The 26316-nt window shown below is 69.2% G+C and carries 27 protein-coding genes; 15 read left to right on the top strand and 12 right to left on the bottom strand.

The genetic code is table 11. The features are described from left to right. Positions 1-14 precede the first annotated feature (14 nt). Together ABZX37_RS14535 and ABZX37_RS14530 are read right to left on the bottom strand one after the other, a co-directional pair. The gene (locus ABZX37_RS14535; protein ID WP_354739524.1) at positions 15-1835 is read right to left on the bottom strand and encodes a glycosyltransferase family 39 protein; all 1821 of its coding nucleotides are present in this window, start codon (positions 1833-1835) and stop codon (positions 15-17) included. A 39-nt stretch (positions 1836-1874) separates the two neighbouring features. Further along, positions 1875-3398, bottom strand: coding sequence for a HAMP domain-containing sensor histidine kinase (locus tag ABZX37_RS14530; RefSeq protein WP_354739522.1), 1524 nt, complete (start codon positions 3396-3398; stop codon positions 1875-1877). A 179-nt stretch (positions 3399-3577) separates the two neighbouring features. Here ABZX37_RS14530 and ABZX37_RS14525 point away from each other — a divergent pair, with 179 nt between their 5' ends. After that, positions 3578-4108 (top strand): hypothetical protein, encoded by a 531-nt coding sequence (locus ABZX37_RS14525; protein ID WP_354739521.1) that lies wholly within the window; start codon positions 3578-3580, stop codon positions 4106-4108. A 1-nt stretch (position 4109) separates the two neighbouring features. Here the strand turns inward: ABZX37_RS14525 and ABZX37_RS14520 are convergent, their stop codons facing one another. Next, the gene (locus ABZX37_RS14520) at positions 4110-4856 is read right to left on the bottom strand and encodes a fructosamine kinase family protein (RefSeq protein ID WP_354739740.1); all 747 of its coding nucleotides are present in this window, start codon (positions 4854-4856) and stop codon (positions 4110-4112) included. A 277-nt stretch (positions 4857-5133) separates the two neighbouring features. Between ABZX37_RS14520 and tig the strand changes: the two genes are divergently transcribed. The 6 genes from tig to ABZX37_RS14490 all read left to right on the top strand — a co-directional run bounded on the left by tig (position 5134) and on the right by ABZX37_RS14490 (position 10469). Beyond that, the gene (gene tig / locus ABZX37_RS14515; protein WP_354739520.1) at positions 5134-6516 is read left to right on the top strand and encodes a trigger factor; all 1383 of its coding nucleotides are present in this window, start codon (positions 5134-5136) and stop codon (positions 6514-6516) included. Between the two features lie 144 nt (positions 6517-6660). Then, positions 6661-7266, top strand: coding sequence for an ATP-dependent Clp protease proteolytic subunit (locus ABZX37_RS14510; RefSeq protein WP_067595252.1), 606 nt, complete (start codon positions 6661-6663; stop codon positions 7264-7266). A 25-nt stretch (positions 7267-7291) separates the two neighbouring features. Then, on the top strand, positions 7292-7945 hold the full coding sequence (locus tag ABZX37_RS14505; RefSeq protein WP_009081146.1) for an ATP-dependent Clp protease proteolytic subunit: 654 nt from the start codon (positions 7292-7294) through the stop codon (positions 7943-7945). A 223-nt stretch (positions 7946-8168) separates the two neighbouring features. After that, positions 8169-9464 carry an ATP-dependent Clp protease ATP-binding subunit ClpX gene (clpX, locus tag ABZX37_RS14500; protein WP_009081145.1) on the top strand — a complete coding sequence of 432 codons (1296 nt, stop codon included), beginning with the start codon at positions 8169-8171 and terminating at the stop codon, positions 9462-9464. A 70-nt stretch (positions 9465-9534) separates the two neighbouring features. Continuing rightward, positions 9535-9933, top strand: a complete 399-nt coding sequence (locus ABZX37_RS14495; RefSeq protein WP_354739519.1) for a hypothetical protein — start codon at positions 9535-9537, stop codon at positions 9931-9933. Positions 9934-9974: 41 nt separating this feature from the next. Next, positions 9975-10469, top strand: a complete 495-nt coding sequence (locus tag ABZX37_RS14490; RefSeq protein WP_354739518.1) for a hypothetical protein — start codon at positions 9975-9977, stop codon at positions 10467-10469. 16 nt (positions 10470-10485) lie between these two features. Here ABZX37_RS14490 and ABZX37_RS14485 read toward each other — a convergent pair whose 3' ends face one another. Then, positions 10486-11352 (bottom strand): alpha/beta hydrolase-fold protein, encoded by an 867-nt coding sequence (locus ABZX37_RS14485; protein WP_354739738.1) that lies wholly within the window; start codon positions 11350-11352, stop codon positions 10486-10488. A gap of 111 nt (positions 11353-11463) precedes the next feature. Beyond that, positions 11464-12114 (bottom strand): TetR/AcrR family transcriptional regulator, encoded by a 651-nt coding sequence (locus tag ABZX37_RS14480; RefSeq protein ID WP_354739516.1) that lies wholly within the window; start codon positions 12112-12114, stop codon positions 11464-11466. A gap of 65 nt (positions 12115-12179) precedes the next feature. Between ABZX37_RS14480 and ABZX37_RS14475 the strand changes: the two genes are divergently transcribed. Next, positions 12180-13493 carry a carotenoid oxygenase family protein gene (locus ABZX37_RS14475; RefSeq protein WP_354739514.1) on the top strand — a complete coding sequence of 438 codons (1314 nt, stop codon included), beginning with the start codon at positions 12180-12182 and terminating at the stop codon, positions 13491-13493. On the opposite strand, the gene fdhD is transcribed toward ABZX37_RS14475, so the two are convergent. Continuing rightward, positions 13494-14318, bottom strand: coding sequence for a formate dehydrogenase accessory sulfurtransferase FdhD (gene fdhD / locus ABZX37_RS14470; RefSeq protein ID WP_354739512.1), 825 nt, complete (start codon positions 14316-14318; stop codon positions 13494-13496). A 153-nt stretch (positions 14319-14471) separates the two neighbouring features. Between fdhD and ABZX37_RS14465 the strand changes: the two genes are divergently transcribed. The 4 genes from ABZX37_RS14465 to ABZX37_RS14450 all read left to right on the top strand — a co-directional run bounded on the left by ABZX37_RS14465 (position 14472) and on the right by ABZX37_RS14450 (position 17808). Beyond that, positions 14472-15824 (top strand): OFA family MFS transporter, encoded by a 1353-nt coding sequence (locus ABZX37_RS14465; RefSeq protein WP_354739510.1) that lies wholly within the window; start codon positions 14472-14474, stop codon positions 15822-15824. Next, positions 15824-15955 carry a hypothetical protein gene (locus ABZX37_RS14460; RefSeq protein ID WP_354739509.1) on the top strand — a complete coding sequence of 44 codons (132 nt, stop codon included), beginning with the start codon at positions 15824-15826 and terminating at the stop codon, positions 15953-15955. The genes ABZX37_RS14465 and ABZX37_RS14460 overlap by 1 nt, the downstream gene beginning before the upstream one ends. A gap of 69 nt (positions 15956-16024) precedes the next feature. Next, on the top strand, positions 16025-16567 hold the full coding sequence (locus ABZX37_RS14455; protein ID WP_354739507.1) for a helix-turn-helix domain-containing protein: 543 nt from the start codon (positions 16025-16027) through the stop codon (positions 16565-16567). Beyond that, positions 16564-17808 carry an MFS transporter gene (locus tag ABZX37_RS14450; RefSeq protein WP_354739505.1) on the top strand — a complete coding sequence of 415 codons (1245 nt, stop codon included), beginning with the start codon at positions 16564-16566 and terminating at the stop codon, positions 17806-17808. Before ABZX37_RS14455 ends, ABZX37_RS14450 begins: the two co-directional genes overlap by 4 nt. Here the strand turns inward: ABZX37_RS14450 and ABZX37_RS14445 are convergent. Next, positions 17792-18139 (bottom strand): hypothetical protein, encoded by a 348-nt coding sequence (locus ABZX37_RS14445; protein ID WP_354739503.1) that lies wholly within the window; start codon positions 18137-18139, stop codon positions 17792-17794. The genes ABZX37_RS14450 and ABZX37_RS14445 overlap by 17 nt on opposite strands. Positions 18140-18182: 43 nt before the next feature. After that, complete coding sequence (locus tag ABZX37_RS14440) at positions 18183-18860, bottom strand: GntR family transcriptional regulator (RefSeq protein WP_354739501.1); 678 nt, start codon at positions 18858-18860, stop codon at positions 18183-18185. A gap of 72 nt (positions 18861-18932) precedes the next feature. On the opposite strand from ABZX37_RS14440, the gene ABZX37_RS14435 reads away from it, so the two are divergent. The 3 genes from ABZX37_RS14435 to ABZX37_RS14425 are packed head-to-tail and all read left to right on the top strand — an operon-like array spanning position 18933 to position 21576. Then, on the top strand, positions 18933-19355 hold the full coding sequence (locus ABZX37_RS14435) for a VOC family protein (RefSeq protein WP_354739499.1): 423 nt from the start codon (positions 18933-18935) through the stop codon (positions 19353-19355). After that, a complete protein-coding gene (locus ABZX37_RS14430; RefSeq protein ID WP_354739497.1) occupies positions 19352-20095 on the top strand; it encodes an SDR family oxidoreductase in 744 nt (247 codons plus the stop codon). The genes ABZX37_RS14435 and ABZX37_RS14430 overlap by 4 nt, the downstream gene beginning before the upstream one ends. A gap of 56 nt (positions 20096-20151) precedes the next feature. Further along, positions 20152-21576, top strand: a complete 1425-nt coding sequence (locus ABZX37_RS14425; protein WP_354739496.1) for an LCP family protein — start codon at positions 20152-20154, stop codon at positions 21574-21576. Positions 21577-21629: 53 nt separating this feature from the next. Here the strand turns inward: ABZX37_RS14425 and ABZX37_RS14420 are convergent, their stop codons facing one another. From ABZX37_RS14420 to ABZX37_RS14405, 4 genes are all read right to left on the bottom strand, one after another. Then, positions 21630-23942, bottom strand: a complete 2313-nt coding sequence (locus ABZX37_RS14420) for an FdhF/YdeP family oxidoreductase (RefSeq protein WP_354739494.1) — start codon at positions 23940-23942, stop codon at positions 21630-21632. 46 nt (positions 23943-23988) lie between these two features. Beyond that, complete coding sequence (locus ABZX37_RS14415; protein ID WP_354739492.1) at positions 23989-25332, bottom strand: MFS transporter; 1344 nt, start codon at positions 25330-25332, stop codon at positions 23989-23991. 71 nt (positions 25333-25403) lie between these two features. Then, positions 25404-25850 carry a MarR family transcriptional regulator gene (locus ABZX37_RS14410; RefSeq protein WP_354739490.1) on the bottom strand — a complete coding sequence of 149 codons (447 nt, stop codon included), beginning with the start codon at positions 25848-25850 and terminating at the stop codon, positions 25404-25406. Positions 25851-25959: 109 nt separating this feature from the next. Continuing rightward, positions 25960-26301 carry a hypothetical protein gene (locus ABZX37_RS14405; RefSeq protein ID WP_354739488.1) on the bottom strand — a complete coding sequence of 114 codons (342 nt, stop codon included), beginning with the start codon at positions 26299-26301 and terminating at the stop codon, positions 25960-25962. Between the last annotated feature and the right edge of the window lie 15 nt (positions 26302-26316).

The following is a 26316-nucleotide window of genomic DNA, read 5'->3' as shown; positions in this document are numbered from 1 at the left end:
TGTGCGACCGTGAATCAGGCAGTCAGGTCGTACACGGACACACCGTCCACTGTGGTCATTCGGTAGTTCTCGGCCACCCACTGCGCGATCTGTTCGGCGGCGTCGCTTCCGCTGCTGGAGCCGCGCATCGTCATGCCGTCGCCGAGGAAGTAGCGAATCTGTCCTTGCCGGACGTACTGCTCGAACTGTGCAAGGGTCGGATACGCGTCGGTGCCGTTGAACCCGCCCACCGCGAGCACGGGTTTGCCGCTGCCGAGCTGGTACCCGGCGGCGTTGTTGGACCCGACCGTCGCCGCGGCCCATCGGTGATCGCCGGAGTTCCGCAGCAACGCCGTCAGGTTCTCACCGGGCATGGTGGTGCCGAGCAGTCCGCCCGCGCCGCCTCCGCCGAACATCTGCCTGGTGTTCGGTCCGGCGGACGGAATCGCGCCGCTGTGGGGAGTCGTCGCGGTGGCGAGGCTGTACGCGCCGGTTCCGGTGAGCAGTACGACCAGACCCAGTACGGCGGCGATCCGGCCGAAGTGCTGGACGAAAAACAGTGCGATAGCGGCTAAAAGCCCGAGAATGAGCACTGTCGGGGCGAGCCACGGTTGCCACAAATTATCCAGCAACAGGTAGGCCGTGACTGTGGTCAGTGCGACGCCGCCGCTCAAAAGCCCTACGGCGGCTGGATTGCCGCGGATCCGCCACAATTGGACGGCCGCGATCCCGACGAGCGCGGCGATCGCCGGGGCGAGCGCGACGGTGTAGTAGGGATGGATGATCCCGCCCATGAAGCTGAACACGACGGCGGTCACGATCAGCCAGCCGCCCCAGAGCAGCAGCGACGCGCGGCTGTGGTCAGTGCGGGGCGCGTAGCGGGTGAACCACAGGCCAGCGCCGAGTCCGAGTACCGCCGCGGGCAGCAGCCAGGCGATGCCGCCCGCCATTTCGCTGCCGAACAACCGGAACAGTCCGGTGCTGCCCCAGCCGCCGCCCGGGCTTCCGCCGACGCTGCCGGTCTCGTCGCCGGTGATCCGGCCGAAACCGTTGTACCCCAGGGTGAGTTCGAGCAGACTGTTGTTTTGCGACCCGCCGATGTACGGCCGGTCGGCGGCTGGCCACAACGCCACGACGGCGAGGTACCAGCCTGCCGAAACCACGACGGCGGCGAGTCCGGCGAGCAGGTGCAGGAAACGTTTGCCGAGAGTGATCGGCGCGGCCACGAGGTACGCGAGTGCGAAGGCGGGCAGGACGAGGAACGCTTGCAGCATCTTGGCGAGAAAGCCGAATCCGACTGCGACGCCCGCGAAAACGAGCCATCGAGGGCTGGCCTTCTCGATCGCCCGCACGGTGCAATAGGCGGCCGCGATCAGCAACAGCACAAGCAGCGCGTCCGGGTTGTTGAAGCGGAAGATCAGTGCCGCAGCCGGGGTGAGCGTAAGCGCCGCGCCCGCGAGCAATCCCGCTGCCGCACCGGAAGTGCGTCGCACGGTCGCATACAGCAGCCACGTGGAGCCGACACCCATCAATGCCTGCGGCACCAGGATGCTCCACGCGTTCACTCCGAACAGCCGTGCGGACAGGCTCATCACCCAGAGCGCGGCGGGCGTTTTGTCGACGGTGATGCCGTTGGCCGCGTCGGTGGAGCCGAAGAACAGTGCCTTCCAGCTTTGCGATCCGGCTTGTGCGGCGGCGGAGTAGAACGCGTTGGCCCAGCCGGATGCGCTCAGATCCCACAGATACAGCGCGGCGGTCGCGACCAGGAGCAGTGCGAGGCTCGGGCGCACCCACCTCGGTTCGGCGCGCTGTACCGGCGCGGCGGGGACGGCTGGATGGGGCGCGACTGCGGTCATGCGGTCAGCCTCGTGGCGCGACCTGGGGCCGGGATGTGCCTACCCTGTGTGCCCGCTGTGGGACCTGGGGTCATGGGCGAGCGGCGTGCGCTGCGCCGGGACCGCGATCGGCAGACGGACGGCGAAGGACGTTTGGCCGGGGCGGCTGTGCATCGTGATGGCGCCGTGGTGTGCGGTCAGCACTGCCGACACGATCGCCAGGCCCAGGCCGGTTGACCCGGCTGCCCGCGATCGCGACGAATCTCCGCGGGCGAAGCGTTCGAACACCGCGGGCCGCAGTTCGGGCGGGATGCCGGGGCCGTTGTCGGTCACGGTCACGACAGCGCTGCCGTCTGCGGATCGGGTCAGGGCGGTGATGACGGTGCTGCCCGGTGGCGTGTGGACGCGGGCGTTCGCTAGCAGGTTCGCCAGAACTTGGTGCAGGCGCTGGACATCGCCTAGTACGAGGATCGGTTCGTCGGGCAGGGCGAGTTGCCAGACGTGGTGCGGACCGGCTACGTGGGCGTCGCTGACCGCGTCCGCGACCAGGCGGGTCAGGTCTACTTCGGCGACGTCTAGCGGGCGGCCCGCGTCCAGGCGGGCCAGCAGGAGGAGGTCTTCGACCAGGGCCGTCATCCGGTCCGCCTCGGATTCGATTCGGGTCATCGAATGGGCGACGTCCGGTGGGGCGTGGCTGTCGGATCGTCCGGCCAGTTCGGCGTAGCCGCGGATGGCGGCTAGCGGGGTGCGCAGTTCGTGGCTGGCGTCGGCGACGAATCGGCGGACGCGCAGTTCGCTGGCGTGGCGGGCTTCCAACGCGGAGGAGATGTGGCCGAGCATGTGGTTCAGTGCCGCGCCGACTTGGCCGACTTCGGTGCGGGGGTCGGTGTCTTGGGCGGGGACTCGGACGGACAGGTCTACGTCGCCTCGGTCTAGGGGAAGTTCGGAGACTCGTGATGCGGTTTCCGCTACGCGTTCGAGCGGGCGCAGGGTTCGGCGGACTGCGAAGGCGCCTAGGAAGGCCGCGCCGGTTACTCCGGCTGCGGCTACGCCGAAGAGGATCAGGCCGACAGTCAACAGCGTCTGGTGCACCGAGGCCAGCGGTACGCCGGTGACGACCGTGCCGTCGCCGGTCGGAGCGGCGGTCAGCCGGTAGTCGCCGAGATCGCCGACGGCGCGGGTATAGGGGTGGCCGTCGACCGGAAGGCCTTGCAGCACCGCGAGTTCGTCGGAGGTGAGCGAGATGCGCTGACCGTGCTGCGAGAGCCAAGCACCGGTGGCCGGGTCGCCGTCGGAAGAAAAGCGCGCGGTGACGGTTCCCGCTCCCTGCCCGGGTGCGTCGAGGGGGTTGTGCTCACCGTCGCCGGGCGGGCCGCCGCGAGTGGCGAAATCCAGCGCGCGGGAGGCGGCGGCGGAGAGCTGGTTGTCGGTCTGCGAGATCAGGAACGCGCGCAGGGCGAACTCGCTGATCACACCGATCACCAGACAGACCAGGGACAGCAGGATGACGACGGACACCGTGAGTTTCGCGCGCAGGGACCGGCACCCGAACCGGGCAGCGGCGAACCTCGTGCGTGCACTCATGCCCCGAGCGTGCGTTCCGACGGTGTGGGGGCGATGTGTGCTTCCTGTGAGTGCGCTGTGCGGTCGCGCCCGGTTCCGGTGATGTGCGGGGCCACAGGCGGGACTTGCCGTCCGCACAGGACCGGCACAGCCGCCGTGCGGACGGTGGGATCAGCAACCCTCGAACGAAGGAGAACGCCGTGACCGCACCGCATCCCGCGCCGAAACGGCCCGTCGCCCCCGAACCGGCCTGGGGCGCCGCGCCCGAACCCGGCCCGGCTCGCAAGAACCGGTCCGCCTGGATCGCGGGAGGGACCGCCGCGGTGCTCATCGCGGGCGGTGGCGCCGCGGTCTGGGCGGCCACGTCGTCTTCGTCGTCCGCCGCCGAGCCCTCGGCTTCGTCGCCGGGCGGACAGAACAGTCCGGGCGGTCCCGCCGGTCCGGACGGCGGGCTGGGCTCCGTCCTCCACGGCGAGTTCGTGACCAGCGCCGACGGCACCTCGAAGTTCACGCAGACCGGCGAGGTCACTGCGCTGAGCGCCACCTCGCTGACCGCGAAAAGCACCGACGGGTTCACGAAGGTCTATGTCATCGACTCCGCGACGGCCACCGGGATCAAGACCGGCGAGGACGTCACGATCGTCGCGACGGTGAACGGCGCCACCGCGACCGCGACCTCGGTCAGGGAGGCCGGAGCCCAGCCCGGCGGCGCCGGACCCGGCGCGGGCTGACTCAGCCCAGCGAGCGTGCGGCGGCGGTCGCTTGTCCGGCGTAGGAACGTCCGAACAGGACCGTGTGCACCAGGAGCGGGAAAAGCTGATGCAGCGCGATCCGCTCCCGGTAGCCGTCCGCCAGTGGTGCGACTTCGTCGTAGGCGGCCACGATTCGCTCCAGTTGCGGGCAACCGAACAGGTGCAGCATCGCCAGATCCGTCTCCCGGTGTCCGCCGTGCGCGGCCGGGTCGATCAGCACCGCTCCGTGCGCGTCCCACAGGACATTCCCGCTCCAGAGATCTCCGTGCAGCCGTGCGGGCGGTTCCGTGGGGCCAGCTATCGACGGGATTCGTGTGCAGGCTCGTTCGAAGACCGCCGTGTCGAGAATCCCGGACGCCATCCGGACGTAGGGGAGGATTCGGTATTCGGCGTACCACTCGGGCCATGACTTGCCAGGCGAGTTCTGCATCGGCGCGGTCCCGATCCACGCGTCCGCCAAGCCGTCCGGGGGAGGGGTGCCGAATGCAGGGGCTCCGGCTGAGTGCAGGCGGGCGAGGTTGCGGCCGAACTCCTCGGCGTGCGACGGGCTGGTCTCGGTCACCCGGTCCAGCACCAGCCAGGTGTCGTCGGCACCGTGTAACTGGGGGATCCGCACTGCGTCCGCCGCTGCCAGCCAGCGCAGTCCGGCCGCCTCGGCCCGGGTCGCGCCCGGAGCGTGGCCGCGTTTCACCACCGCGTCGAAATGCTGGTGGCCGTCGGTCAACACGACCTCACTGAGGGCGCCTGAAAACCCTCGTGAGACTGTCTCGAACCCGGTGAGCCGCGCCGCCGCCGCGGCCGGACCTTCGCTCTGTCGCCCGGAAACCACGTCCCCGACGCTACGGGCGCGCACCGGCGCGTGCTGATCGCCTCTGCCTCGGCAGGTGCCCCGCAGCCGGTCTTGTCAACCCTCTGGCCTAGACTCGGATATCCCGGTCAGCAGGTGACCGGGGCGGTCCCGAGGGACTGTCCGCCCCCATCGTTTACCGCTCGAGGAGAAGACCTTGAAGAGCACCGTCGAGCAGCTCAGCCCGACGCGAGTGAAGATCAATGTCGAGGTGCCGTTCGACGAGCTCAAGCCGAACTTCGACGCCGCGTACCGGAAGATCGCCCAGCAGGTGCGGGTCCCCGGTTTCCGTCCCGGCAAGGTCCCCGCTCGCGTCCTGGAAAGCCGGATCGGCCGCGCGCCGGTGCTCGACGAGGTCGTCAACGAGGCCATCCCGGCCAAGTACATCGAGGCCGTCCGCGCGGGCGAGGTCCGGACGCTCGGCCAGCCCGAGTTCGAGGTGACCAAGCTCGAGGACCGCGAGGTGCTGGAGTTCAGCGCCGAGGTCGACGTGCGGCCGGAGATCGAGCTGCCCGACCTCGCCGGCCTCGAGATCAGCGTCGACGACGTCGAGACCACCGACGAAGAGGTCGCCGAGCAGCTCGACGAGCTGCGCGCCCGCTTCGGCACCCTGACCGGCGTCGAGCGCCCGGCCCAGACCGGCGACTTCGTGTCGATCGACCTCTCGGCCAGCGTCGACGGCAAGGCCGTCGAGGAGGCCTCCACCACCGGCCTGTCCTACGAGATCGGCTCCGGCCAGCTCGTGGACGGCATCGACGAGGCCATCGTCGGCGCCAGCGCCGAAGAGACCAAGGTGTTCACCACCAAGCTGGTCGCGGGCGAGTTCGCCGGCCAGGACGCCGAGGTCACCGTCACCGTGCAGTCGGTCAAGGAGCGCGAGCTTCCCGAGGCCGACGACGAGTTCGCCCAGCTGGCGAGCGAGTTCGACACGATCGACGAGCTGCGCGAGGACCTGCGCACCCGGCTCGGCCGCGTCAAGACGATGCAGCAGGGCGTCCAGGCGCGCGACAAGGTCCTCGAGATCCTCCTGGAGCGCACCGAGGTGCCGCTGCCGGAGAAGGTCCTCGAGGCCGAGATCGAGAACCGCAAGCACGACGCGATTCACCCGTTCGACCACGACGAGGAGCAGTTCGCCAAGGCCCTCGAGGCCGAGGGCCGCACCCTCGACGAGTTCAACGCCGAGGTCAAGGAGGAGTCGGAGAAGGCCGTCCGCACGCAGCTGCTGCTGGACACCATCGCCGACAAGGAGAAGACGTCGGTCAACGACGGCGAGCTCACCGAGCGGATCATCTACCAGGCGCAGCGCTTCGGCGTCAGCCCGGACGAGTACGTGCAGCGGGCCCAGCAGTCCGGCCAGCTGACCGCGATCTACGCCGACGTGCGCCGCGGCAAGGCGCTCGCCTCGGTCGTGCGCGGCACCACGGTGAAGAACGAGTCCGGGTCGGAGGTCGACCTGACCGAGCTGTTCGGCGCGGACGAAGACGCTCCCGCCGAGGAGACGCAGGTCACCGAAGAAGCGGCGGCGACCCCCGCGGAGTAAAGCTGTGAGCGAACTTGGGCGGTGTCAGGCATTCTGCACCGCCCAAGTTCGTTAGGGTCGGTTGCAAGATCTCAAGCATCTGAACACGACAGCGGCGGCGCGGCTCTCACAGGCGGCCCGCCGCCGGTGAAAAGGCAGGCAGACGTGAAGCAGCACATGCCCGAGGGGCGGACCGGCACCGCGGGGCTCAACCTCACCGACTCGGTGTTCGAGCGGTTGCTCCAGGAGCGCATCGTCGTTCTCGGCTCCGAGGTCAACGACGAGGTCGCCAACCGGCTCACCGCGCAGCTCCTGCTGCTCGACGCGGACGACTCCGAGTCCGACATCCGGTTCTACATCAACTCGCCGGGCGGCTCGGTGACGGCCGGGTTCGCGATCTACGACACCATGCAGCTGATCAAGCCGGACGTGGCGACCTACGCGATGGGCATGGCGGCCTCGATGGGGCAGTTCCTGCTCTCCTCGGGCACCCCCGGCAAGCGCTACGCGCTCCCGCACGCGCGCATCCTGATGCACCAGCCGTCCGCGGGCGTCGGCGGCACCGCCTCCGACATCGCGATCCAGGCGGACCTGTTCAACAAGTGGAAGCAGGAGCTCGCGAAGATCACCGCCGAGCAGACCGGGCAGACCACCGAGCAGATCATCAAGGACGGCGACCGCGACCGCTGGTTCACCGCGCAGGAGGCGAAGGACTACGGCTTCGTCGACCACGTGCTGACCCGCGACAGCGGCCTGACCTCGAGCAACTGAGCCCGCAAGCACACAGGAGAGCGTCATGAGCAACTTCCGGCTCCCGGGTGACTTCCGGGCCCCGCAGACTCCCCAGTCGCGGTACATCCTCCCGTCCTACGTCGAGCGCACCAGCTACGGCGTGAAGGAGTCCAACCCGTACAACAAGCTGTACGAGGAGCGGACGATCTTCCTCGGCGTGCAGGTGGACGACGCGTCGGCCAACGACGTGATGGCCCAGCTGCTGCACCTCGAGCACGAGGACCCGGACCGCGACATCAGCATCTACATCAACTCCCCGGGCGGGTCGTTCACGTCGCTGATGGCGATCTACGACACCATGCAGTACATCCGCCCGGACATCTCGACCGTGTGCCTCGGCCAGGCCGCCTCGGCCGCCGCGGTGCTGCTGGCGGCGGGCACGCCGGGCAAGCGCATGGCGCTGCCGAACGCGCGCGTGCTGATCCACCAGCCGGCCACCGAGGGCACCTACGGGCAGGTCTCGGACCTGGAGATCCAGGCCAACGAGATCCAGCGCGTGCGCCGCCAGATGGAGGTCATCCTGGCGAAGCACACGAACAAGGAACCGGACGAGATCAAGGCCGACATCGAGCGGGACAAGATCCTCACCGCCGAGGAAGCCAAGGCCTACGGCCTGATCGACGAGGTGCTTCCGTACCGGAAGGCCTCGGCGAACTGACCGCGACGGGCCGGTGCGCGGCGAATCCGCGACGCGCACCGGCCCGCTGGTCTACTGTCGGTCGTCGACGTGCCCTATGGGGGTCGGGTGTTCCCGCCCGCGCCTTCGGGCGGGTACCGTCGGTGGCAATGCGTGTTGGTCCCGGGAACGCCTGGCAGTCCCGGGGCCGCCATCCAGTAGTGCAGGTGCGCCCCGCGCACCGGAGGGGACGAGGTCAACGGCCATGGCACGGATCGGTGACGGCGGCGACCTGCTGAAGTGTTCTTTCTGCGGCAAGAGCCAGAAGCAGGTGAAGAAGCTCATTGCCGGGCCGGGGGTCTACATCTGCGATGAGTGCATCGACCTCTGCAACGAGATCATCGAAGAGGAACTGGCCGAAGCCGGCGACGTGAAGCTCGACGAGCTCCCGAAGCCCGCCGACATCCACGAGTTCCTCGAGCAGTACATCATCGGCCAGGACGACGCGAAGAAGACGCTCGCGGTCGCGGTGTACAACCACTACAAGCGGATCCAGGCCGACGACAAGTCCGGCCCGAAGGACTCCAAGGACGAGCCGGTCGAGCTGGCCAAGTCCAACATCCTGATGCTCGGCCCCACCGGCTGCGGCAAGACCTACCTCGCGCAGACGCTGGCGAAGCTGCTGAACGTCCCGTTCGCCATCGCCGACGCCACCGCGCTCACCGAGGCGGGCTACGTCGGCGAGGACGTCGAGAACATCCTGCTGAAGCTGATCCAGGCGGCGGACTACGACGTCAAGCGCGCCGAGACCGGCATCATCTACATCGACGAGGTCGACAAGATCGCCCGCAAGAGCGAGAACCCGTCGATCACCCGCGACGTGTCCGGCGAGGGCGTGCAGCAGGCGCTGCTGAAGATCCTCGAGGGCACCACCGCGTCGGTGCCGCCCCAGGGCGGGCGCAAGCACCCGCACCAGGAATTCATCCAGATCGACACCACGAACGTGCTGTTCATCGTCGCGGGCGCGTTCGCCGGGCTGGAAAAGATCATCAACGAGCGGGTCGGCAAGCGCGGCCTCGGCTTCGGCGCGGAGATCCGCACCAAGGCCGAGATCGAGGGCAGCGACGTGTTCTCCGAGACCATGCCGGAGGACCTGATCAAGTTCGGGCTGATCCCGGAGTTCATCGGCCGGCTCCCGGTCGTGGCGACGGTGAACCACCTGGACAAGGAATCGCTCGTCTCGATCTTGACGCAGCCGCGCAACGCGCTGGTGAAGCAGTACAAGAAGCTCTTCGAGATGGACAACGTCGAGCTGGAGTTCACCAAGACCGCGCTCGAGGCCATCGCCGACCAGGCCGTGCTCCGCGGCACCGGCGCCCGCGGCCTGCGCGCGATCATGGAGGAAGTCCTCCAGCCGGTCATGTACGACATCCCGAGCCGCGAGGACGTGGCGAAGGTCGTGATCACCGAGCAGACCGTGCGGGAGAACGTCAACCCCACGATCGTGGCCCGCCAGCCGTCGCGCCGCACCCGCAGCGAGCGCGGCGAAAAGTCGGCCTGACCCGGCGTCCGCCGGGCGTTAGCAGGAGTCGGCTGTCCGGGTGTCGGCGGCAGGCGCGATAATGGACAGGATGACAACCGTGCCGCTGACCGCACCCCGGGGGGACGAGACTGCCGACCCCGGCGAAGCGGTCCCCGCCGAGACCGAGCCCGCAGCCGCGCCGGTCGTCGGCATCCTGGAGTTGAGCGAGCGGGTAGCCGCGTCCGTGTTCACGCGCTTCCCGTGGCTGCCCCGCGCCGCCGAGATCATGCTGGCGCTGTGCACGCTGGTCTGCCTGGTCGCGGTCGGCACCCGGCTGTCGGCGCTGCCGCTGCTGCCGATCCCGCTGTTCGTGGTGGCGTGGCTGTTCCTGCGCCAGTGGCGTGCTTCGGAGACCCGGGCGCTTCAGCTGCGCTGGTCGCTGCTGACGGCGCTGGCGGCGATGGTCGGGTTCTGGGTGATGTCCGTCGTGGCCCGCTGGGTCTCGTAACTCGCTCGCGACGAGCGTCCTTCGCGGTGAAGGATGCCGCTATGGATGCGGTAGTGCAGTGGGTGTGCACCTCGTGGACGAAGAAATCTCGCGGTGGTGCGGAGGCGGCTCGCCGCAACGCGGCCCCGATTGCGTTCCCGCTTCCGGCGTTGACCGCGCCCTTCACCCACGTGGTGCGGATGGGCGAAGAGACGGGTTTCGAACCGCGATGTGAGGCCTGGGAAGGCGAGCGGGAAAAAGCGCCGTCGCCGCTGGATTCGACGGTCCGCCTCGACGTGGCCGAAGACCGGCTGCGGGTGAAACTGGAAACCACCCAGTTCGGGAGGCGCTCCGGCCGCCCGCGCCGCCCTCCGGCGTACCGCCTGGCACGCGGGGAATGGCTGCGGTGGCAGGTGAATTACCGCTTCACCGGTTTTCGCAGCGGCAATTGGCATTACCGGCTGGACACGCTGAATGTCGCGTACGGGCCGGTGACGCCGGAACTGTTCCTTGGCACGCCGACGCATGCGATCGACGAACTGGGCTTTCTCCGCTGATCTCGGCGAAGCAGGCTCAGACCTTCTGCCGCAAATGCTTCCCCAAGAACCCCACCATGCTGGGCACCGTTGTCCGGAAGAACGTGTCGCTGTGCTTCCCGTGCGCCGTATACCCAATGGTCGGGTGCGTTTCCGCGATATACCGCCGCACGCCGGTGATGAACGGATCTTCCGTACCGCAGTAAACCGCTGTCGGAATGCCCTGCAAGGACGCCTGATGGCGCAGCGGGTCGAGCGAAGTCCAGTCCGTCATACCGGTGAAAATGCGGCGTTTCGCCATTTCCGGCCACGACGTGAGCAGTGCGGGCGCGATCGCGGCGACCGCGGCTGGCGGCTGGCGGCGTTCGGCGCGGCGGCGGGCGTACAGCAGTGCTCCGAAGCCGCCCATCGAGACTCCGGCGCACGCGAACGGCAGGCCGTCCGTGCCGCCGAAACCGCGGGCGCGCAGCCACTGCGGGACTTCTTCCAGGAGCATCGCCATCGGGTCGTCGCCCGGGTGGACCTGGTGCCAGTAGTTGTCGCCGCCGTCGACCGCGACGAAGCCGTACGCCGGCACGGCTTTGCGCGCGACGTCGCTGCCCAGCTGCTTCAGCAGGCCGCTCGGCGCGGCGGAGCGCGCGGATCCGTGCAGGCCGTGCAGCATCAGCGACATCGGCAGACCGGCCGGCGGCTTCTTGCTCGGCAGCTGGAAAACGAGGTCCACTTCCCGGCCGCGGGCGTGCGAGTAGACGCGTTCCACCCGCATGCTGCCGAGCTGGGTGACCGGCGTCGACGACGTCACGCCCAGTGCCCGCTGCATCGCTTGGTTGAACGGCACCACGCCGGTCGCGCTCCCCACCGCGAGCCCGGCGATGCCGAGGCCCGAGGCACCCGCGATCAGCATGGACCGGCGGCTCACCCGCCTTCGGCCCTCAGTCTCCTCGTTCACCCAATCCCCCTCACCCATATAGCGTAAGACGTGGCGAAGGGACAAAACGTTGCCTTCAGAAGATCTTCACACGGTTGTTGTGACCAGACCCACGGACGCCCGAGCGGCGGCAGGACTGTCTCCGAGCCCGACGACGAGCGTCACGCAGAGTGGCGAGAGCACCTCGGCCACCCCTCGGTCGCCCCGGCCGAAGTGGCCCAGCAGTTCGAGGGTGACATAGCCGTGGATCGCACTCCAGATCTGTGAGGCGACCGACAGCGGGTCGCCCTTGAGCCGTCCGGCCTCGATCGTGCGCGTGACGGCCGCGACCATGCCCCGGAACGACGCCGCGGCCTCGCTGCTCGGGCTCTCCTTCATCAGGTCGCCCACTGCTTGCCCGCGCGCGCCCGCCTCGCGGAACATCAGCGTGAACAGTTCCGGGTGTTCCACCGCCGTGCGGCGATAGGCCAGCGCCAGGCCGTACAGATCGGCCACCGGGTCGTCGCTCTGCCCGACCGTCGCCATATTCGCGATCAGCCGCCGAAACCCTTCTCGCGCAACGGCATCCATGAGCGCGGCCATCCCGCCGAAGTGGGTGTAGACGGCCATCGTGGACGCGCCGATCTCGGTCGCGAGCTTGCGGGCCTGCAGCGCTTCCGCGCCGCCGTCGGCCAGCAGCCGGATCGCTGCCTCGACCAGTTGGGTCCGCGCGTGTTCGCCCCGAGTCCGCTCGCTCATGCTTGCCAGTATCCCATAACCCTGTTATACCGGTGTCCATAACCACGTTATGGACGGAGCGTGTCATGGGCAATCTCTTCCTCGAAGGCAACTTCGCGCCGGTCGAGCGCGAGTACACGAGCACCCGGCTGACGGTGACCGGGCAGTTGCCCGACTACCTCGACGGCCGCTACCTGCGCAACGGGCCGAACCCGACCGACCCGGATCCGGAAACGCACCACTGGTTCCTCGGCCGCGGCATGGTGCACGGCGTGCGGCTGCGCGACGGCCGGGCCGAGTGGTACCGCAGCCGCCGGGTCGGCACCGACGAGGGCGGGGCCAACACCAACGTCATCGGGCACGCCGGGCGCACGATCGCGCTAGTCGAGGGCGGGATGCCGCAGTGGGAGCTCAGCGAGGAGCTGGACACCCTGGGCATCTGCGACTTCGACGGCACCCTCGCCGGGTACACCGCGCACCCGAAGCGCGACCCGAGGACCGGCGAGCTGCACGCCGTCTCGTACCAATTCGGGCTAGGGAACAAGGTCCAGTATTCGGTCGTCGGCACCGACGGCCGGGCGCGGCGCACGGTCGACGTCGAGGTCACCGGTGCGCCGATGATGCACGACTTCTCGCTCACCGAACGGTATGTCGTGTTCTACGACCTGCCGGTCACCTTCGATCCGGACCAGGCCCCGGTGCGCCTCGACGTGCCCGACCCGCTGACTGCGCGCACCGGCCGCGGCGTGAGTTCCTTGCCGTACCGGTGGAATCCGGACTACCCGGCGCGCATCGGCGTGATGCCGCGCGAGGGGGACAACGGCGACGTCCGCTGGTTCGACGTCGGCCAGTGCTACGTCTTCCACCCGCTCAACGCCTACGACGAGGACGACCGGATCGTGCTCGACGTGGTCCGGCACCCGAAGATGTTCGACCGCGCGCTGCACGGCCCGGCCGAGGGCGAGCCGACGCTCGACCGCTGGACCGTCGACCTCGCGCTCGGGAAGGTCGTCGAGGAACGGATCGACGAGCACGGCCAGGAGTTCCCGCGAGTGGACGAACGTCTCGTCGGCTTGCCGCACCGGTACGGCTACGCGACGGCGCTCGACGACCGGTCGCGCAGCGTCGGCGCGGTGTACAAACACGACCTGCGCAAGGGTTCCGTGGCGGCGCACCGCTTCGGTCCCGGGCGTGAGCCGGGAGAGTTCGTGTTCGTTCCGTCCCGCGCGGACGCGGGCGAGGACGAGGGCGTGCTGATGGGTTACGTCTACGACGCGGCCGAGGCGCGCAGCGATCTCGTCCTGCTCGACGCGGGCACCCTCGAAACCGTTGCCGCCGTGCACCTTCCGGACCGGGTCCCGCACGGCTTTCACGGCAACTGGGTGCCCGCCGAGGCGTGATCAGGTGAGCAGCCGCCGGTCTCCGGTGTAGAGGTTCATGCTGTCGCCGCGCAGGAAGCCGATGAGCGTCATGCCGTTCTCCTCGGCCAGTTCCGCCGCGAGCGACGACGGCGCGGACACCGCGGCGAGCAGCCCGATACCGGCCATCGCGGCCTTCTGCACCAGCTCGAACGAGGCGCGGCCGGAGACCAGCAGCCCCAGGTCCGGGGCGGGGATCCGGCCCGCCTGCAGGGCCCAGCCGAGCACCTTGTCCACCGCGTTGTGCCGTCCGACGTCCTCGCGCACCACGACCAGCTGACCGTCTGAGGTGAACAGTCCGGCGGCGTGCAGGCCGCCGGTGGACGAGAACACTTTTTGCTGTTCCCGCAACCGATCCGGCATCTGGGTGAGGACGTCGGACTTCACGGTGAACTCGGACTCGCCGGGGGAGAACCGGCTGCGCAGCTTCACCGCGTCGAGCGCGGCCTTGCCGCAGACACCGCACGACGAGGTGGTGTAGAAGTTCCGCTCGACGCCGGTGTCCGGCGGGGCGACTCCCTCGGCGAGTGCGACGTCGAGCACGTTGTAGGTGTTGCGGCCTTGATCGTCGACCCCGTCGCAGTAACGCGCGACGGCCACGTCCTCACGGGACCCCAGCACGCCTTCGGACAACAGGAAGCCGTGCGCCAATTCGACGTCGTGGCCGGGAGTGCGCATTGTCACTGCCAGCGCCTTGCCGCCGACCCGCAGCTCCAACGGCTCCTCGGCGGCCAGCGAGTCCGGCCGGCGCCGCTCGCCGGTCGCGGAGATCCGCCGTACCGGCCGCCGTACCGTCACTCTGCCCATCGCCTGCTCCGCTCGTCCCTGTTGTCCACTTCGGCGTCGATTTTTGGTGTCATCGACAAGACATTCTCACGTCATTCGACAGTCATCCGGCGGAGCGCCGAGGATCTGGTAAACCATTCCCAGCACCTCGTCACTGTTGGGAGGAGACCGCCGATGGCTGTCCCCGGCTTCCTTGCCCGTTCCCGCATCGTCGCACCGCCTGGCTGGACCCGCTGGCTCGTGCCGCCCGCTGCGCTGTCCATCCACCTGTCGATCGGCCAAGCCTACGCGTGGAGCGTCTTCAAGACGCCGCTGGAGAAGACCCTGGGACTGTCCGGCACGCAATCCGGGCTGCCGTTCCAGCTCGGCATCGTGATGCTGGGCCTGTCCGCCGCGTTCGGCGGCACGTTCGTGGAGAAGAACGGCCCGCGCTGGGCCATGGCCGTCGCCACGGTCTGTTTCTCCGCCGGGTTCCTGCTCGCCGCGCTCGGCGTCGCGACCGGACAGTTCTGGCTCGTCGTGGCCGGGTACGGCGGCGTCGGCGGGATCGGGCTCGGCATCGGCTACATCTCGCCGGTGTCGACGCTGATCAAATGGTTCCCGGACCGGCCGGGCATGGCCACCGGGATCGCGATCATGGGCTTCGGCGGCGGCGCGCTGATCGCGTCGCCGTGGTCGTCGGCGATGCTCGGCACCTCGCCCACGACCGGCGACATCGCGACGGCGTTCCTGATTCACGGGATCGTGTACGCGGTGTTCATGACGCTGGGCGTGCTGATCGTCCGCGTCCCGGCCGACGACTGGCGTCCGGCGCGCGCGGCGGCCCAGACCGCGGCCAAGCCGATGATCTCCACGGCGAACGTCTCGGCCGCGAACGCGCTGAAGACGCCGCAGTTCTGGTGTCTCTGGATTGTCCTGTGCCTCAACGTGACCGCGGGCATCGGCATTCTGGAGAAGGCCGCGCCGATGATCAGCGACTTCTTCAAGCACACCTCGGCCCCGGTGAGCACCGCGTCCGCCGCCGGGTTCGTCGCGCTGCTCTCGCTCACCAACATGCTGGGCCGGTTCGTCTGGTCCTCCACGTCGGATCTGGTGGGGCGCAAGAACATCTACCGGTTCTACCTCGGCGTCGGCGCGCTGCTGTACCTGGTGATCGCGTTGACCACCAACGGGTCCAAGCTCGTGTTCGTGCTGTGCGCGATGCTGATCCTGTCCTTCTACGGCGGCGGGTTCGCCACGCTCCCGGCGTACCTCAAGGACCTGTTCGGCACCTATCAGGTCGGCGCGATCCACGGCAGGCTGCTGACCGCGTGGTCGGCGGCGGGCGTGCTCGGGCCGCTGATCGTGGACGGGATCGCGGACAGCCAGAAGGCCGCGGGCAAGACCGGGCCGGACCTGTACCAGCTGTCGTTCTGGATCATGATCGGCCTGCTGGTGGTCGGGTTCGTCGCGAACGAATGCGTGCGGCCGGTGAAGGAGAAGTTCCACGAGCCGACTGGGCAGGCCGCAGTGGGGAGTGAGGCGTGATGACGAGTGCCGAGGGCCGCTCCGGCGGCCGGACCGCCCTGCTGGTGATCGCCTGGCTGTGGGTGCTCGCCCCGTTCGCCTACGGCGTGGTCGAGCTGATCCGGAAGGTGGTCGGGCTGTTCGGCGGCTGAGCCGCTGGCAAACGCTGCTCCGAAAATAAGCACTGGACAAATGGTCAAGAGTCGTTGACCATTGTCCCCGTGACTGGGGACGACCAGGCGGGCTATGTCCCGCCCCAAGAATCTGTCCAGGTGGAGACGACCGATCAGCTGCGCGCGGTCAGCAACGTCGTGCGGCACCGCGTGCTCGCGGTGCTGCGCGACGGACCCGCGACGATCACGCAGGTCGCCGAGCAGCTGGACATCGCGAAAGGCAGTTCCAGCTACCACATGCGGGTGCTGGAGCGGGCCGGGCTCGTGCACGTCGTGCGCACGCGGAAGGTGCGCGGCGTGCTGGAGCGCTACTACGCGCACGTCGGCAAGAGCATCGAGCTGCCCGAACCCGCCGCGGGACAGCGGGATGTGCTGATGCAGCACGCGATCAACGACCTCTCTACCGCGCCCGAGGGCTCGCACCGGTTCGTCCGGATGCAGCACACGCGGATCAGCGAGACGCAGTTCGCGGAGTTCGAGCGTCGGCTGGCCGGACTGCTCGACGAGCTTCGGGACGCGCGCGACGCCGACGAGGCGGCCGCCACGGTCGCGGTCGCGTTCTTCCGTCCGGGGCCGGGTGCGGCCAGATGACCAATCCGAAGATGCCGCCCGCGTTCAGTCGCTTGTGGACAGCCGCGACGGTCAGTTCTCTTGGCGACGGCGCGTATGTCGCGGCCTTGCCGTTGCTGGCGCTGCTGCTGGACAGCGATCCGCTGGTGGTCAGCCTGGTGACGGTGGCGGTGCTCGCGCCGTATCCGGTGGCCGGGTTGTTCGCCGGAGCGCTGGTCGACCGCTGGGATCGGCGGCGGACGATGTGGATCGCCGACCTGGCGCGGGCGGTGTTGCTGGTGCTGACGGTCGCTGCTGGCGCGTTCGGCTGGCTCAGCATTCCGGTCCTGCTCGTGGTGGCGTTCCTGCTCGGCACTGGCACGCTGTTCTTCGACACCGCTGCGCAGGCGTACCTGCCGGATTTGCTCGCGCGGGACCAGACTTTGCTCCGCCGGGCCAACGGCTACCTGCGCGGGGCGTCCACCGCCGCCGGGCAATTCGCCGGGCCGCCGGTCGGGAGTTTCCTTTTCACCGTGGGAAGAACGCTGCCGTTCGCGGTGAACGCGCTGACCTACGTGGCCAGTGCGGTGCTGATCCGGACGCTGCCGCCCGCACCGGTGCCGAAACGCGAACCGGGTCGCTCGGTGTGGGCGGACTCGAAGGAGGGTTTCGCTTACGTAGTCAAGGATCGGCTGCTGCTCGGCCTCGCCTTGCGGCCCGCCGTCGGGAACCTGGCGTTCGGCGCTTTCGGGGCGGTCTTGGTGGTGTTCGCGAAGGACGCGCTCGGCCTGCACACCGCTGGGTACGGCTTCCTGCTCGCCGCGGAAGCCGCCGGGGGATTGGTGGGCGCGATGGTGCTCGCCGGACCGCTGGAGAAATGGCTGGGCACCGGAACCGCGCTCACCGTCACTGCGGTGATCGAGGGCGGCGCGGTGCTGGTGTTCGGCCTCGCCCGCGACCCATGGCTCGCCGGGGCGATGTTCGCACTGTGCGGCTGTGCCATGGCGGCGACCATGGTCCTCGGCGGATCGCTGCGACAGGTCGTGGTCCCGGCGCGGCTGATGGGCCGGGTCGCCGCGGCGTCGCGCCTGGTCTCGGCCTCGGCCGCACCGGCAGGCGCCGCGCTTGGCGGCTGGCTCGCCGCGACGGCCGGGGTGCGGGTGCCGTATGTCGGGGCCGCGGGGGTGCTCGTATCGATGACTCTGGTGACGATGAGCATGACGAGCAACAAGCGGATCGAAGAGGCGCTCGCGCGGGCGAAAGAGGCTACCCCAGTCGCATAGAAGCCACGACAGCGAAGAGGATCGGGAACACCAAGGTGAGCGGGCAAACCGTGAGCCACACGCGGCGCGCTGGTCGTTTCGGCTGGCCCAGAGAAGCGACCAGCGCGCCGATTCCGGCCGCGACCGGCAGCGCGAAAAGCCCCCACTGCGCGAAGGAAGCGAGCACGATGATCCCGAGCACGACCGGCAAGCTCAGCCCCTTCGAACCAGCCGCCACTCCGGCCGCGAGCGCGCAGAGCACCAAGGCGCTGACCAGGAACGCGCCCGCGCCGTGCAGTGCACCGGCGAGCGCGGGGCGGGCTTGGGTCGGTTCGCTCGGGTCCGGGTCCACGCAAGGATCCTGGCAGGCCGGGAAGCGCGGCGGATGCGTGGAACTACTCGGTTCGGATACGGCCGAGCAGGCTTTCCCTCGCGGACTCCACGTGATGTTCGGCCACTCGGGCCAGCCGTTCCCGGTCTCCGGCACGAATCAGCTGCGCCAATTCCCGGTGCTCGGCGACCACCCGGGCCCGGTAATGCTCGTGTCCCAGCGAAACCCGCTGCAGCTGGAACAGGAACACCTGCGATCGCACGGCTTCCCAAGCCTCGGTGAGCCGTCCGTTGCCCGCCGCCGCGTAAACGCGGTCGTGGAACGCGATATCCAGCGCCAGCAGCCGCGGGCCGTCCGCATTCGTGCGGACGGCCGTCGCCAACTCCGCGACTAACGCGTCCAGTGCGTCCAGATCCTCGGCGGTCGCAGTAGTGCGCGCGGTGACCGCGGCGAGCCGGTCGAGGGCGGCGCGCACCGAGTAGACCTCTGCTACATCCTCGGCGGTCACGTCGACCACCGTGGTCGGGCGATGCCAGCCGCAGCGGACCAGGCCTTCCCGGGCCAGTTGGGCGATGCCCTCGCGTACCGAACCGCGGCTGATTTCCAGCGACGCGGCCAGTTCGACCTCGCGCAAAGGCGCGCCGGGCCGGAAATGGCCGGCGAAGATCGCTTCGCGCACCCGGTCGGCGGCCTCGTCGGCGAGCCCGCGGCGCGCGGCCTTCCTCAGGGGGGTGACTTCCACGTCCTAATGTTGACATTCGAACATTGGCCAGTCAACGTGAAGAGACCGATCCCCGTGCCGAAGGAGTGCCTCATGGCCGTCCGTCCCGCCTTCCACCTGGCCATACCGGTCGACGACCTGCCGAAAGCCCGCGAGTTCTACGGCACGGTGCTCGGGCTGGCGGAAGGCCGCTCGGCGGACGCGTGGGTCGACTGGAACTTCCACGGCCACCAGGTCGTCACGCACGTGGTCCCGGGCGCCCGCGCGGAAGCCGGCCGCAATCCGGTCGACGGGCACGACGTTCCGGTGCCGCACTTCGGGCTGGTGCTCGACGTCGACAGCTTCCAGGAGCTGGCCGGGCGGCTGCGCGCGGCGGGCACCGAGTTCGTGATCGAGCCGTATCAGCGGTTCCCCGGCGAGCCGGGGGAGCAGTGGACGATGTTCCTGCTCGACCCGGCCGGGAACGCGCTGGAGTTCAAGGCTTTCCGCGACGAGACGCGGTTGTTCGCGAAATGAACGTCCTCGTCACCGGAGCCTCGCGCGGGATCGGCCGCGCCATCGCCGTCGCCTTCGCCACCAGGGGCGACCGGGTCGCTGTCCACTGTGGATCCAACCGGGAGGCCGCGCGCGAGACGCTCGAGGCGCTGCCCGGTTCCGGCCACGTGCTCGTGTCCGGCGACCTCGGCAACCCCGACGCCGCGCAGTGGATCGCCGACGTCGCCGAGGAGCAGCTCGGCGGGGTCGACGTGCTGGTCAACAACGCCGCGGTCGGGACCACTCCGGCCACCCGCACATCAATCAGCGAAATGTCCTATGCGGACTGGCAGGAGGCGTGGCGGCGCACGCTGGACGTCAACCTCCTCGGCGCGGCCAACGTTTCCTTCCACGTCGCCCGCCACCTCATGGCTCGCGGCGTGCCCGGCCGGATCGTGAACATCGGCTCGCGCGGGGCGTTCCGCGGCGAGCCCGAATACCTCCCGTACGGCGCGAGCAAGGCCGCGCTGCATTCGTTCGGCCAGTCGATGGCGGTTCAGCTGGCACCGCACGGCATTTCGGTTACGTCCGTGGCCCCGGGCTTCACCGCGACCGAGCGCGTCGCCGACCGGGTCACTGACCAGGTGCGGGAGCAGAGCCCGTTCGGCCGGGTCGCCGAGCCGGAGGAGATCGCCGAAGCGGTGGTGTTCCTGGCCTCGTCGGACACGCCTTGGGCGTCCGGCTCGATCCTGGACATGAACGGGGCCTCGCACCTGCGCTGAGCTGTGAGCTGTGTCACGAATGCAGCAGATCGGGGCCGCCGGACGTCCAGAGGGGCGTGCGGATCGCAGGGAAAGTTATCGCCGGCACGCTGTCGATGGTGGTGTTCGCCGGCACGGCCTACGGGTTCTCGACGCTGTCGGCGCTGGACGACATCACGCGCAGCGACGTCATCGGCACCGGCGGATCGGTGGAGGAAGGCCAAAAGCACGCCGACGGGGCGCTGGACATCCTGTTGGTCGGCCGGGACGCGCGCAAGGGCCCGGACGGGACCCCGCTGCCGCAGAGCGTCCTGGACGAACTGCGCGCGGGCGCGAACGGCGACGACCTCACCGACACGTTGATCGTGCTGCGGATCCCGGACGGGCAGCAGGAGGTCAAGGCGTTCTCCATCCCGCGCGATTCGTACGTCTCCATGCCCGGCGGGAAAGGCAAGATCAACGCCGCGTTCGGCCGCGGCAAGGCGGCCGAGGCCTCGAAACTGCGCGCGGCCGGGGAGACGGACAAGGACAAGATCGAGAAGGACTCGATGACCGCGGCGCGCAAGTCGACGCGGCAGGCGGTCGAGGATCTCACCGGCGTCACCATCGACCACTACGCCGAGGTCAACCTGCTGAGCTTCTCCGAGATCAGCAAGGCTGTCGGCGGGGTCGAGGTCTGCCTGAAGAAGGCCACCAAGGACGAGAACTCGGGCGCGGACTTCCCGGCGGGCAAACAGCGGCTCTCCGGCGGCGCCGCGCTCGCTTTCGTGCGGCAGCGCGACAACCTGCCCGGCACCGACTTCGGCCGGATGCGGCGGCAGCAGGTCTTCCTCGCTTCGATGGCGCACGAGGTGCTTTCGGCCGGGACGCTCGCCGATCCGGGCAAGCTGAGCGATCTCATCGACGCGGTGAAGCGGTCGGTGGTGCTGGACCAGTCGTGGAACATCCTGGACTTCGTCAGCAAGATGCGCGGGGTGTCCGGCGGCGGCATCCAGTTCACGACGATCCCGGTGGTGAACCAGGACTACCGGTACGACAAGTCCCATCCCACGGCGACCGCGGTGCAGGTGGATCCCACGCAGGTGAAAGCGTTCGCGTCCGGGCTGATCGGCGCGGCCGCGCCCGCCGCGCCGCCGGATGCGCCGAAGGCGTCGGTGGAGATCTCCAACGCCGGCGGCGCGTCGGGCCTCGCGGCGCGGGTCGCGGATGTGCTGAAGGGCAAGGGATTCGCCGCCACCGCCGAGGGGAACGCGCCGTCGCAGCGGACGTCGATCGTGCGCTACCCGGCCGCGCTCGCCGCCGAGGGCGCGGAGGTGGCGAAGGAACTGGGCGGACTGTCCGCTAAGGAATCGGCGGACGTTCCGGCGGGGCACATCCAGGTGGTGCTCGGGAAGGTCTACTCGGGACCGGGGGTGTCGGACGGCGGGTCTGCGGCTGGGGTGCCGGCGAAGGCCGACCAGCCGCAGCCCGTCACTTCTGACGGGGACAACTGCATCGACTGACGTGTCATGAGCGGCGATCCCGGTTCTCACCGGGATCGCCACTCATGAGCAGGTCACGCGTGGTTGTGCGGCTCCAGTCGAATCACCACGGCCTTCGACACCGGCGTATTCGACTTCTCCGCAACAGAATCCAACGGCACCAACGCATTGGCCTCCGGGAAATACGCAGCCGCACACCCGCGAGCCGTCGGGTAAGCCACCGCCCGGAAGCTCGGCGCGCGCCGGTCCCCGTCCCGCCACTCCGAGACCAGGTCGACGATCTCGCCGTCCGCAACCCCGAGCGCGGCCAGGTCGTCCGGGTGCACGAACACCACCCGACGCCCGTCCTCAATACCGCGATAACGGTCCGACAGCCCGTAAATCGTGGTGTTGTACTGGTCGTGGCTGCGCAGGGTCTGCAGCAGCAACCGGCCCTCGGGAACTTCCGGATACTCCAGCTCCGACACCGTGAACGTGCCCTTGCCGGTAGCCGTGCCGGTGAATTCCCGCGAGTCGCGCGGTGCGTGCGGCAGCACGAAACCGTCCGGCTCGCGGACGCGCTGGTTGTAGTCGTGGCAGCCCGGCACCACGGCGGCGATGCGGTCGCGGATCAGGTCGTAGTTCTTTTCGAACGACCGCCACGGCACCGAGTGGTCCGCACCGAGCAGCTTCTCCGCCAAGCGGCACACGATCGCGACCTCGGACAGCAGCTCGTTGCTCGCCGGAGCCAGCCGTCCGCGCGAGGCGTGCACCTGCGACATCGAGTCTTCGACGGTCACGAACTGCCGTCCGGATTCCTGTTCGTCACGCTCGGTGCGGCCGAGCGTCGGCAGGATCAGCGCGGTGCGGCCCGGGACGACGTGCGAGCGGTTGAGTTTCGTCGACACGTGCACGGTCAGCGAGCACGCCCGCAGCGCGTCCGCGGTCCGGTCCGAATCCGGGGTGGCGGAGGCGAAGTTGCCGCCCATCGCGAAGAACACCTTGCCGCGGCCGTCGAGCATCGCGCGGATCGAGTCGACGGTGTCCCAGCCGTGCTTGCGCGGCACGGCGATGCCGAACTCCCGGTCGAGCGCGTCCATGAACGGCTCGGGCATCTTCTCCCACACGCCCATGGTGCGGTCGCCTTGCACGTTCGAGTGGCCGCGCACCGGGCACAGGCCCGCGCCCGGCTTGCCGATCATCCCGCGCACCAGCGCCAGGTTCACGACCTCGGCGATCGTCGGCACCGCGTGCTTGTGCTGGGTCAGCCCCATCGCCCAGCAGTAGATCGTGCGCTCGGACGTCGCGATCATCCGTGCGATGTGCTCGATCTGCTCGCGAGCGAGGCCGGTGGCCTTCTCGGTTTCCGGCCAGTCGATCTCGCGCAGCTGCTTGGCCCAGTCCTCGAAGCCGTGCGTGGACTTCTCGACGAACTCAAGGTCCACAATGGACCCCGGCGCGGCGTCCTCCCACTGCAGCAGCAGATGCCCGACCGCCTGGAACAGCGCGAGGTCGCCGCCGAGCCGGATCTGCGCGAACTCGTCGGCCAGCGGCGTGCCCTTGCCGACGACGCCGCGCACGTTCTGCGGGTTCTTGAACCGCATCAGCCCGGCCTCGGGCAGCGGGTTGACCGCGACGACCTTCGCGCCGTTGCCCTTCGCCTGCTCCAGCGCGGACAGCATCCGCGGGTGGTTCGTGCCGGGGTTCTGCCCGACGACCACGATCAGGTCGGCCTGGTGGATGTCGGCCAGCGACACCGAACCCTTGCCGATGCCGGTGGTCGCCGACAGCGCCGCGCCGGACGATTCGTGGCACATGTTCGAGCAGTCCGGCAGGTTGTTCGTGCCGTACGCGCGCACCAGCAGCTGATACGCGAACGCGGCCTCGTTGCTGGTGCGGCCGGAGGTGTAGAAGATCGCCTCGTCCGGGCTCGCCAAGCCGTTCAACTCGTCGGCGATCACGCCGAACGCCTCGTCCCAGGAAATCGGCTCGTAGTGCGAAGCGCCCTCGCGCAACACCATCGGCTCAGTGAGCCGGCCTTGCTGGCCCAGCCAGTAGTCGGTGCGCTCGTTCAGCTCCGACACCGGATGCGCGGCGAAGAACTCGCGGCCGACGCGCCGTTTCGTCGCTTCCTCGGCGACCGCCTTCGCGCCGTTTTCGCAGAACTCCGCGAACTTCCGCTTCTCGCCGTCGACCTGCCGCGGCTCCGGCCAGGCGCAACCGGGGCAGTCGAAGCCGTCCCGCTGGTTCAGCAACCGCAGCGTGCGCGCGGTGCGGACCGGGCCCATCTGCTCCACTCCGCGCGCGAGCGAAACCGCGACTCCCGGGATTCCGGCCGCCCAGCCTTTCGGCTTGCCCACTTCGAGGCGGGCTTCGTCCACGTCACCAGTCGGAGCTTCGCGAGTCATGGGCTCATCGTCCGCCTTTGTCTCGCGGAACCCAAGACGGGGGTGGTCACACTGCCGCCTCGCGGTCCCGTTCCCGGCGTTCGGCCCGCAGCAGCGCGCGGTCGGCGGCGGTCACGATCAGCAGCAACCCGCTGGTCACGATCAGCACGACGGCCAGCCGGTGCAGCCCGCCGGAGTCGGCGTGCCCGCCATAGCACTGCGCGATGACCGTGGCCGCGACTATCGCGCCGAGGTATTGCGCGGTCCGGAAGAGCCCGCTCGCGGTGCCCATCGTCTCGGACGGGGTCTCGCGGTACAGCGTCGTTTGGTTGGCGACGCTGGTGAGCCCTTGCGCCAGACCGAACAGCGCGGCGAGCACGAGGAGCCAGATCAACGCGGTGTCGTCGTTCACGAACAGCAGTGCGACGGAGCCCGCGAGGAGTGCGGCGCCGACGAGCAGCAGCCTCAGCCGGACGCCGGTCGGTCGGCCGGACAGCGCGGCCGCGCCCACTGCGATCCCGGACATCGGCAGAAGCATCAGCCCAGCGGCGGATTCGGCGAACCCGCGAGCCTCTTCCAGCCATTGCACGTAGCCGAACATGATCGTGTAGATCGCGAGGAAACTCAGTGCCTGCCGCAAATACGTGCGCAGGACCGCGCCGTTCGCGGCGAGCATCCGCAGGTCGATGAACGGCTTCCGGGCGCGCAGTTCCACTCGCACGAACAGCGCGCCGAGCACGATCGCCGCGGCCAGCAGCCACAGATCGCCGATGCCGGGAGCCATCAGGTAGCACAACAACACCAGCAGCGCGGCGGAAAACAGTGCGATCCCGGCGACGTCGATCCGCTCGGTCGGCTTCTCCGCCGGAGTGTCCTTGGGCACCCACAGCAGCGTGAGCACCAGCGAAATGCCAGCCAGCGGCAGGTTTACCGCGAAGATCGCCGGCCAGCCGAAGAGCGCGATCAGCACGCCGCCGAGCGTCGGGCCGATCACCATGACCGTCTGCGCGGACATCGCCAGCACGGACAACACCCGCGAGGGCACGCCTTCGCCGATCTCGTCGGCGCGCCGCCGCAGCACCGCCATCGCGGCCGGGAACCCGGCGCAGGTGCCGATGCCGAGCACCGCTCGCACGCCGGTGAGCCATTCGACCGAGATCGGGATCATCCCGGCGATCCCGGCCACCATCACCACGGACGCGCCGCCGAGCAGCACGCGCCGCGCGCCGTAGCGGTCCACGAGCAGTCCGACGACCGGCTGCCCGACCGCCGTGGCCAGGTACAACGAGGAAATCAGCCAGGCCGTGCGGCCCGGTCCGGCGCCGAAGGCCTGCCCGATCGGGACGAGCGCGACGGCGATGAGCGTGGAGTTGATCGGGTTCAGCACGGCGCTCGCGACCAGCGGGGTCACCAGGCGCGCGCCGAAGCGGGATTTCGCGGGGGCGGTCGCGGTGTTCGTCAGTGCTCCTCAGGTTCAGGGGGTCAGCGCTGGGCGATCCGCTGCAGCAAGGGCAGCGCGCGCCGGACCGTTTCGAGTTCGTCCTCGGTGAGTTCGTCGGCCAGCGCGGCGGCGAGCCATTCGTCGCGGTGCTGCCGGATCCCGATGACGGTCTTGGCACCGAGATCGGAGAGCGAAATCACGACGCGCCTGCCGTCGGCGGGGTCACGCGTGCGGTTCAGGTAGCCGAGTGTGTCGAGCACCCCGAGGGTGGCGGCCATGGACTGCTGCCGGACGTGCTCCGCCGCGGCCAGTTCGGCCTGGGTCCCGGGACCCTCGCGGTGCAGCCGGTTGAGCACGGCGGTCTGCGTCGGCGTGAGGATCTCGGCGTTGTCGACCTGCCGCAACCTGCGATGCAACTGGCCGACGACGCCGCGGATCCACCCGGCGGACTCGGCTACCTGCGGCGGGACGGACGGGTGTTCAGGCATAAGCACAGTCTAGCCTGTTGAGTCCAGGCTGTGCATCCTCGGCTGAAAAGCAGTGAAGGGCTCCTTGGGGGAATCAGATTCCCTCAAGGAGCCCTTCACGGACTTCGAGCTAGAGCGGCTGGCTGCTGGTCTCAGCGGACGAACCGAGCCCGACGATGTACCCGATCTTCTCGTCGTTCACCCCGATCGGCTGAACCTGGTGCACCACGATGGCTGCGGCCAGCAGCAGCACCAGGCCGACGATCGCCGCGATCCCCGGCAAGCGGCTCGGGGCCGCGCCGCCGCGGCCGTAGACCGCGGCCGGGGCGGTGCGGCGTTCGCGCTTGCGCCGCTTCTTCATGTCCTTCTTCGCGCCGAGCCACGCGTCCCGCTGGGCGTGCTTGCGCCACTCCGGGTCCATGAGGTCCGGATGGGTTTCCATCCGGTCGTCCGGATCCTCCGGCCGAGTCATCGGCGCACCGCCTTT

This window comes from Amycolatopsis sp. NPDC004079, from assembly GCF_040610415.1.
GTDB classification, from domain to species: domain Bacteria; phylum Actinomycetota; class Actinomycetes; order Mycobacteriales; family Pseudonocardiaceae; genus Amycolatopsis; species Amycolatopsis halotolerans.
Note: the sequence above shows the minus strand (reverse complement) of the source record. Positions and strands in the feature narration are given on the sequence as shown.

What these genes read in the sequence shown, in the direction of transcription:
- ABZX37_RS14530 (WP_354739522.1), bottom strand. Translation starts at nt 3,398, where the DNA reads ATGAGTGCACGCACGAGGTTCGCCGCTGCCCGGTTCGGGTGCCGGTCC.
- ABZX37_RS14410 (WP_354739490.1), bottom strand. Translation starts at nt 25,850, where the DNA reads ATGCCTGAACACCCGTCCGTCCCGCCGCAGGTAGCCGAGTCCGCCGGG.
- ABZX37_RS14495 (WP_354739519.1), top strand. Translation starts at nt 9,535, where the DNA reads ATGACAACCGTGCCGCTGACCGCACCCCGGGGGGACGAGACTGCCGAC.
- ABZX37_RS14430 (WP_354739497.1), top strand. Translation starts at nt 19,352, where the DNA reads ATGAACGTCCTCGTCACCGGAGCCTCGCGCGGGATCGGCCGCGCCATC.
- ABZX37_RS14475 (WP_354739514.1), top strand. Translation starts at nt 12,180, where the DNA reads ATGGGCAATCTCTTCCTCGAAGGCAACTTCGCGCCGGTCGAGCGCGAG.
- ABZX37_RS14435 (WP_354739499.1), top strand. Translation starts at nt 18,933, where the DNA reads ATGGCCGTCCGTCCCGCCTTCCACCTGGCCATACCGGTCGACGACCTG.
- ABZX37_RS14485 (WP_354739738.1), bottom strand. Translation starts at nt 11,352, where the DNA reads ATGCTGATCGCGGGTGCCTCGGGCCTCGGCATCGCCGGGCTCGCGGTG.
- ABZX37_RS14450 (WP_354739505.1), top strand. Translation starts at nt 16,564, where the DNA reads ATGACCAATCCGAAGATGCCGCCCGCGTTCAGTCGCTTGTGGACAGCC.
- fdhD (WP_354739512.1), bottom strand. Translation starts at nt 14,318, where the DNA reads ATGGGCAGAGTGACGGTACGGCGGCCGGTACGGCGGATCTCCGCGACC.
- ABZX37_RS14460 (WP_354739509.1), top strand. Translation starts at nt 15,824, where the DNA reads ATGACGAGTGCCGAGGGCCGCTCCGGCGGCCGGACCGCCCTGCTGGTG.
- ABZX37_RS14490 (WP_354739518.1), top strand. Translation starts at nt 9,975, where the DNA reads ATGGATGCGGTAGTGCAGTGGGTGTGCACCTCGTGGACGAAGAAATCT.
- ABZX37_RS14405 (WP_354739488.1), bottom strand. Translation starts at nt 26,301, where the DNA reads ATGACTCGGCCGGAGGATCCGGACGACCGGATGGAAACCCATCCGGAC.
- ABZX37_RS14420 (WP_354739494.1), bottom strand. Translation starts at nt 23,942, where the DNA reads ATGACTCGCGAAGCTCCGACTGGTGACGTGGACGAAGCCCGCCTCGAA.
- ABZX37_RS14465 (WP_354739510.1), top strand. Translation starts at nt 14,472, where the DNA reads ATGGCTGTCCCCGGCTTCCTTGCCCGTTCCCGCATCGTCGCACCGCCT.
- ABZX37_RS14505 (WP_009081146.1), top strand. Translation starts at nt 7,292, where the DNA reads ATGAGCAACTTCCGGCTCCCGGGTGACTTCCGGGCCCCGCAGACTCCC.
- clpX (WP_009081145.1), top strand. Translation starts at nt 8,169, where the DNA reads ATGGCACGGATCGGTGACGGCGGCGACCTGCTGAAGTGTTCTTTCTGC.
- ABZX37_RS14535 (WP_354739524.1), bottom strand. Translation starts at nt 1,835, where the DNA reads ATGACCGCAGTCGCGCCCCATCCAGCCGTCCCCGCCGCGCCGGTACAG.
- ABZX37_RS14480 (WP_354739516.1), bottom strand. Translation starts at nt 12,114, where the DNA reads ATGAGCGAGCGGACTCGGGGCGAACACGCGCGGACCCAACTGGTCGAG.